At 67.0% G+C, this 6368-nt stretch carries 7 protein-coding genes and 3 pseudogenes; 7 read left to right on the top strand and 3 right to left on the bottom strand.

What is annotated here, in order from left to right:
- From ACNPQM_RS43415 to ACNPQM_RS43400, 4 genes and pseudogenes are all read left to right on the top strand, one after another.
- Positions 1 to 83, top strand: a pseudogene (locus tag ACNPQM_RS43415) (TetR/AcrR family transcriptional regulator); the annotation flags it as partial.
- A gap of 353 nt (positions 84 to 436) precedes the next feature.
- Positions 437 to 679, top strand: a complete 243-nt coding sequence (locus ACNPQM_RS43410) for a hypothetical protein (protein WP_418088336.1) — start codon at positions 437 to 439, stop codon at positions 677 to 679.
- On the top strand, positions 633 to 1100 hold the full coding sequence (locus ACNPQM_RS43405; RefSeq protein WP_418088335.1) for a DUF4260 domain-containing protein: 468 nt from the start codon (positions 633 to 635) through the stop codon (positions 1098 to 1100). The genes ACNPQM_RS43410 and ACNPQM_RS43405 overlap by 47 nt, the downstream gene beginning before the upstream one ends.
- Before the next feature lie 194 nt (positions 1101 to 1294).
- A pseudogene (locus tag ACNPQM_RS43400) lies at positions 1295 to 1414 on the top strand (IS5/IS1182 family transposase); the annotation flags it as partial.
- A gap of 250 nt (positions 1415 to 1664) precedes the next feature.
- Here ACNPQM_RS43400 and ACNPQM_RS43395 read toward each other — a convergent pair.
- Together ACNPQM_RS43395 and ACNPQM_RS43390 are read right to left on the bottom strand one after the other, a co-directional pair.
- Positions 1665 to 1745, bottom strand: a pseudogene (locus ACNPQM_RS43395) (MarR family transcriptional regulator); the annotation flags it as partial.
- A 72-nt stretch (positions 1746 to 1817) separates the two neighbouring features.
- Positions 1818 to 2927 carry a PP2C family protein-serine/threonine phosphatase gene (locus ACNPQM_RS43390; protein WP_418088334.1) on the bottom strand — a complete coding sequence of 370 codons (1110 nt, stop codon included), beginning with the start codon at positions 2925 to 2927 and terminating at the stop codon, positions 1818 to 1820.
- A 12-nt stretch (positions 2928 to 2939) separates the two neighbouring features.
- On the opposite strand from ACNPQM_RS43390, the gene ACNPQM_RS43385 reads away from it, so the two are divergent.
- A complete protein-coding gene (locus tag ACNPQM_RS43385; protein ID WP_418088333.1) occupies positions 2940 to 3575 on the top strand; it encodes an ATP-binding protein in 636 nt (211 codons plus the stop codon).
- Positions 3576 to 3703: 128 nt separating this feature from the next.
- Positions 3704 to 4552: an alpha/beta hydrolase gene (locus tag ACNPQM_RS43380; RefSeq protein ID WP_418088332.1), complete on the top strand. Its 849-nt coding sequence runs from the start codon at positions 3704 to 3706 to the stop codon at positions 4550 to 4552.
- Positions 4553 to 4598: 46 nt separating this feature from the next.
- Here the strand turns inward: ACNPQM_RS43380 and ACNPQM_RS43375 are convergent, their stop codons facing one another.
- Positions 4599 to 5183, bottom strand: a complete 585-nt coding sequence (locus ACNPQM_RS43375; protein ID WP_418088331.1) for a GNAT family N-acetyltransferase — start codon at positions 5181 to 5183, stop codon at positions 4599 to 4601.
- Between the two features lie 423 nt (positions 5184 to 5606).
- On the opposite strand from ACNPQM_RS43375, the gene ACNPQM_RS43370 reads away from it, so the two are divergent.
- On the top strand, positions 5607 to 6368 hold a 762-nt coding region (locus tag ACNPQM_RS43370; RefSeq protein WP_418088330.1), incomplete at its 3' end, for an ISL3 family transposase.

Below are 6368 nucleotides of genomic sequence, written 5' to 3'. Positions count from 1 at the left end.
GAGGCTTCCAGTGGAGCGCCGACATCGACGAGAGCTTCGAGTGGCTGATCGCCTTCGCCGACCGGGGCCTGCGCGCTCTGTGAGAATGCCGTCGCCGTCGACCGCTGCGACATCACCGGCGCCTTGGTCTGCCTCGTCCGCATGGCCGTGATCATGTACGTGCTACGGGGCACTGACCCAGCGGACGCGGGAGCATTCCGCAACTTGCGCGGTGGTCAGGATGACGCGCGAGCCAGTGCCGTACGCGGGCTGCCCGTGCCGGTCGGGGCACCGGCCGGTCTGACTGCCGAGTCCGCGCGCGCTCTCACACTCGCACCGCCAGCTGGCGCCTTCCTTGATGCTCTTGGAGATCCCGGGCGCAGTTGCCTGGGCAACGATATCGGGTCGGATGGGCACGTCGGGTCACAGCCTCGTGGCGTCGAGTTGGTGAGGGACGGTGCCAGCGCGAAGTCCGCGCAGGTCGACGCCGTCCGGATGGCGCGAACCGGCGCTTGACGGCTTCGCCATCCTCGAGGCCGCCGACGGCTTCGGACTGTCCCGCGAGGTCACCCGCAGCTACCACTTCCTCGTCGACACCCTGATCACTGGCCTGCAAGCCGACCCCGATGACTCCACACCCCCGGAGGACCGGCATGACCGCCGCCCACTCACCCGTGAACACCCCGAAACCACCCGCTGACGCGAAGATCTCAGCCCTGACACAGCCCGAGGCGACTGTCGGAACGCCAGGCGTGGTCACCGGTCGACCACTGAGCTGGCTGCGAATCGAGGGTCTGGCCGTCGCCGGAGCCGCTCTCGTGGTCTTTGGCAGCACCGGGCAGCCCTGGTGGCTGATCCCGGCTCTGTTCCTTGTCCCCGACCTGTCCTGGCTCGCGTACCTCGTAGGCCCGCGGGTAGGCGCCTGGACCTACAACCTCGCGCACACCGCGCCGCTGCCGCTGGCACTGCTCGTCGCAGGAGTCGGATGGCACACCAGCGCGCTCACCGTCGCCGGAGCCGTCGGCCTGTTCCACCTCGGTCTCGACCGCCTCATGAAGTACGGCCTCAAGTACGACCACAGCTTCGGCATCACGCACCTGGGCGTGCATGGTGACCCCTGACCGGCCAGCGCAACGAACGAGGCCGTACGTAGCTTCCCCGGCGCTGTGCTCCCGAAGCTGCCCTGAAGCGACATATAGCGCTCTGGAGCCTCCGTCACCTTCCGCTGCGTTCATCGCGATAGACGGCTGCCCATCAACAACCGTTGACCCATTCATCCGGCTGGTCTGGTCTTGCGACAGGCCGGATGTTCAGCACTCGCTCCGAAGCCGTGATCCACCTCGCTATGACGGACCTCATGGCCCGCCGCCTTACCGGCGAGAGCACCATCTCCTGGCGCGACCCGACAGCACCGGACCAAGCCCGCATCACGGGACGAAACAACGAGAGAAAACGACGTCTAAGCAGAACCGAGGTCACTGGTCACCAAGACGCCCCGCAACCGCCGCAACGCACCAGAGAACCACGTCCGCAGAGCGATCGGACTGCCCGCTCGTACGCCGACTGTGCTCCAGGCAGGTTGGCCAAGTTTTTAAGCTCAGGACTCCGCCCAGGGAAGCCAGGCCCGCACCTCGAAACCCCTGTCGGCGGTGGTGCCGTGTTCCAGGCGGCCGCCGGTGAGGATCGATCTCGCCGAGGGACTTCTGCTGTTCGGGGCTGAGCCGGTCGAACAGCGCCTGACGCACGGCGGCCACATGGCCCGGCGCGGCCCCTGCGGAAGGACGGCAACCCAGAACGCAGGGGGCGGGCTCGAAATCTTGGACACTTCCGGCTTGGATTCACAGGCGCACGATGACCAGGGCGGTGTCGTCGGTGGCGACACCGGTTGGAAGTAGGTCGTTGAGCACGGCGTCGGCGAGGGCTTCGGGGTCGTCTGCCTGGTGGCGGGCCAGGGAGTCGGCGAGCCGGGCGAGGCCGGTGTCGATGTCTTCGCCGCGGCGTTCGATCAGGCCGTCGGTGTAGAGCACGAGAACGGCGCCCTCGCGGAAGGCCGCGACAGCCTGGATCCGGGGGGCGTGTTCAGGGCGGGCGGCCAGTGGCGGGTCGGTGGCCTGGTCCAGGAACTCGACGGTCCCGTCCCTCTGCAGGAGCCCAGGTGGGGGATGGCCGGCGCTGCTGTAGGTGATGGTGCGGGTCTCCCAGTCGATGACTGCCGTGGCCACGGTGGTGTTCTCGGCACCGTCGACGGTGCGGGCGTACAACCCGAGGGCTTCCAGGGCGCGGGCGGGGCCTTCGGCGACGAGGGAGGCGGCGCTGAGGGCGCTGCGCAGTTGTCCCATGACACCGGCGGCGGGCAGGCCGTGGCCGACGACGTCGCCGACGGCAACGGCGATGCGATCGCCGGGCAGGTCGACCAGGTCGTACCAGTCGCCGGCCACGTTCAGTGCTTCGGCGGCGGGCCGGTAGCGTACGGCCGCCGGATGCCGACCGACCGGGCGAGGAGCGGGCAGCATGGCTTCTTGCAAGGTCAGCGCGACTTCACGGGCGCGGATGAGTTCGGTGACGTCCTCCACCCGGTGCAGCAGCAGCGTCACCCGTCCATCAGATCCGAGCACGGGGATGTTGGTCATGCTGAAGTACCGCTCGTGCCACACTCCGGGCTGGTCGGGGTCCTCCATGTCGTAGCGCTGCAGCGCCATGATGCTGCGCTCACCGGTGCCCGCCGCCTGGCGCAGTGACGCCAGAACTCTGAGCAGGAGAGGCTCGGAGGGGTCCCTTTCGGGGTGGTCCTCGGGCACGAAGCGACCGACTACCTGCTCGCGGACAACGCCCCGGAGGCGCAAGAACTCCGCGTTGGCATCCGCGTAGATCAGCTGCGGGGTCACCAGCGCCACTGCCCCGGGAAGGGCCTGGAACACCGCCGCGTAGTCGACCGCCGGCACATTCATGACTTCCCTGCCTTGCCCCGCAGCTCTGTCTCTTTTCACGATACGAGCGGGGACTCACAGCTCGCTCATCGACGAGCCGCGCAGGCCCTGATCCTCGCCGGTGACCGCGGCGCCCTGTACTTCTACTTCGGCTCCAAGCAAGAAGTGGTCACGGCGCTCGTGGCCCGGACTGTTGAGCACCTGTGGGAGCGGTCCCGGGTCACCGCGCAGGCCGACGAGCCGCGCCAGGCCATCGCGGCAGCCATGCAGCGCACGGTCGAGCTGTGGAACGAGCACGGCCTGGTCATGCGCACGGCGATCGACCTGTCGTTGACCGCCGAAGCGGATGCCGCCCGGCGCCTGTCCTCTGTGATCGCCCGCTACAGCAAGGTCGATCTTCTCTGCCTGGACGAGTTTGGCTATCTGAACTTGGACAAGAATGGCGCCCGGCTGCTGTTCCAGACTTTCACCGAGCGCGAGGAGTGCAAGGCAACCGCGGCGGCCACCAACTCCCCGTTCGCCGAGTGGGACAAGATCTTCGCCGACCCCAGGCTCTGCGCGGCCATCGCCGACCGAATCACCTTCCGCTGCACCCTCATCCAGACCGGCACCGAGTCCTACCGCTACCAGGCCACCGAGTTCGAACGCCAGGTCACGCCGGCGCGCTGACTGAGTGCCCGTCCTTTGAACTGGAGCGGAATCGGTGAAGTCGTCCCTGTGGGAGGTCCTGCGCCGTGTGTCATCGTGGCTGGCGAGGTCGATGCGACTTCTGCCGCACCACTACGTTGGGAGATGCAATGGGCGCCGTCATACGTAAGGCGGTTCACGCCGCGGACGGTGAACAACTCAGTCTCTACACCGTGACGCCGCAGAACGAGAGCTTCGGTGCCTGCGGCGTTGTCATCATGCACGGCGCCGGTGCCGGTGACAAAGAGCGTCATCTGCCGTTCGCCGAGGACTTTGCCGCGCACGGGCATCCTGCCCTCGCGCTGGACTTCTCTGGTCACGGGGAGAGTACCGGAGAGCTGCTTCACCTCAGCCTCAGGCGGCGGCGCGACCAGGCCGTCGCTGTCATCGACGAGGTCTTCGGCTCCGAGCGCCCTCTGGTGCTGGTCGGGTTCAGCATGAGCGGCCAGACTGTCGCGGATCTGGTGGATCTGTACGGCAGGCGTGTGGCAGCCATCGTTCTATGCGCGCCGGGGATCTATGGAAGTGATGCCTGGGACGTTCCCTTCGGTGCCGGATTCACCGAGTTGATCCGGCGCCCGGAGAGCTGGCGTGACAGTCAGGCCCTGGACACCTACGCGCGGTTCGACGGTCGCGCGCTCCTCGTCGTGCCGGAACAGGACGCGGTCATTCCCGAGGGTGTGACAGAGCTTCTTCGCACCGCGCTGGCCACCCGCGCGGACTTCTCCGACCTCCGGCTCGCGGGGGCCGGCCACCAGCTCGGAATCTGGCTGGCCGACCAATCGCAGGCCCGCAGCGACATCATCAGCACGCTACTGCGGCCGCGTCCCTCCGTTCAGGTTCTAGAAACTGGGCCCCAATCCACTGAATTCCCGCAGATCTCCCGTCGACCTGAACCTCCGAGAGGCGGCGGATCCGTTTCGCTGTGGGCGAGCTCAGCTTGCCGAGCTGCCAGGTGATGGAACGGACCTTCGCTGCCCTGGCAGACAAGCTCGGAACTCCGGATCAGGCAGTGGTCTTGGCGGCGACTCTGGCGCGCAGCGTGTCGCGAACGGTGGGCCATTCGTCTGCGAGCAGACTGTAGTACAGCGAGTCGCGGCGAGTGCCGTCCTGGCGCCGCATATGGCTGCGCAGGGTTCCTTCGTAAACCAGGCCAAGGCGGTCCAAAGCGCGCTGGGAACGCGCGTTGAGATTGTCAGTGCGCAGGGCGAGTCTGGCGAGTTGCAGGTCATCGAAGGCATGGCTGAACAGCAATAGCTTGGACTCAGCGTTGTAAGGGCCGCCCCAGCAGGAACGGTCGAACCAGGTTGCCCCGATCTCAGCGCGGCTCTCGACTAGGTCGAGGTCATACAGACTGGTCGAACCGATCACGGCGTCGTCGTCAGAGCGTTGCACTGCGAAACACCGTCGTGCAGGATCCGCAATCATCTGGCTGAGCAGCGCCTTCATCTGCGTCATGGTTTCAGGACGCGGCCGGGGCATCCACCGCCATACTTCCGGGTCGGATGCAGAGGGCAAGAGGGCTTCGGCGTGGTCGGTGGACAACGGTATGAGGCAGACGGTCCTACCGAGGAGAGATTCATCGTTCACCGCAACACAGTAGCCAGATCACAAGCCCGCAACCGAGTGCCCGCCGGATCAGCTTTCAGGGGTCGTTGGATTTCGCGTCGCGAGTCCGTGGCCATCACACAAAGGAGCCGGGCCCTACTGAACCGAGCCTGTCAGGGACACGGAGCAAGAGGGCCCGGGACGACCAAGCTATCGGTTTTCACCTGCATTGCTACCGCGGACACTCCCATACGATCCCGACACAGCCAGACATCACCCGATAAGGGTGGCTCCCATTCTCGTCGCCGATCATGGACTTGTGTCGTGCTCCATCCCCTTCACTGATGGAGCAATGCGGCTCCCATTCCCATTGCCCAAGTGGCTCCCGTTCACGGGTTCAGGCACGGATTCCGTGAAGTCGATCGTGCTTCTGTGCGCCGGTGACGCTCCGTCATCTCCGGGCGGATGCTGGCCGCGTGTGAAGAACTCTTCCTTCTGCTTCCGCATCTCGCCGGGATACAGGTCGAGTACATGGAGGTGCGGGACGGCCGCGTGGTGATCGAAGCGTCGACGCCGGAAGACGTCCCCGTACTCTGCCCAGGCTGCCAGGCGCCGTCTGGCCGGGTGCACAGCCGGTACGGACGGCGCCTGGCGGACGCGCCGTGCGGCGGGCGGGGCGTGGTGATTGAACTGTCGGTGCGCCGGCTGTTCTGCGACAACGGCAAGTGCCGGCGGGTGACGTTCGCCGAGCAGATAGACGGGCTGACCAGCCGCTACGGCCGGCGAACGCCCGTCCTGCAGCGGATGCTCGCTGCGCTGGGCGTCGTCCTGGCCGCCCGCGCCGTGGCCCGTCTGGCGCTGCTACTCGGCATCGTGGTCAGCCGGACGACCGTCCTGCGCCTGGTCATGGCGTTGCCGGACCCGGCCTGGACGACCCCGCGCGTGCTGGGCATCGACGAGTTCGCCACCAGGAAGGGCCACCGGTACGGCACCATCCTGGTCGACTGCGAGTCCCACCAGCCCCTGGACCTGCTGCCCGACCGCGACGCGGACAGCGTCGCCGCCTGGCTACGCGAGCACCCCGGCATCGAGATCATCTGCCGCGACCGCGCGCAGGTCTTCGCCGACGGAGCCCTGAAGGTGCCGAAAACTCGTCCGTGCAGGTCAGGCGGCATGTCGGTACTCGTGGATCACTCCGCCGAGGCGGTCGCGTCGGCGGACGTTGAG

Source organism: Streptomyces sp. NPDC056231 (assembly GCF_048270745.1).
GTDB lineage: Bacteria > Actinomycetota > Actinomycetes > Streptomycetales > Streptomycetaceae > Streptomyces.
Note: the sequence above shows the minus strand (reverse complement) of the source record. Positions and strands in the feature narration are given on the sequence as shown.

Excerpts from the sequence above, each read along its gene's own strand:
- ACNPQM_RS43380 (WP_418088332.1), top strand. The coding sequence starts at position 3,704 with ATGGGCGCCGTCATACGTAAGGCGGTTCACGCCGCGGACGGTGAACAA.
- ACNPQM_RS43390 (WP_418088334.1), bottom strand. The coding sequence starts at position 2,927 with ATGAATGTGCCGGCGGTCGACTACGCGGCGGTGTTCCAGGCCCTTCCC.
- ACNPQM_RS43405 (WP_418088335.1), top strand. The coding sequence starts at position 633 with ATGACCGCCGCCCACTCACCCGTGAACACCCCGAAACCACCCGCTGAC.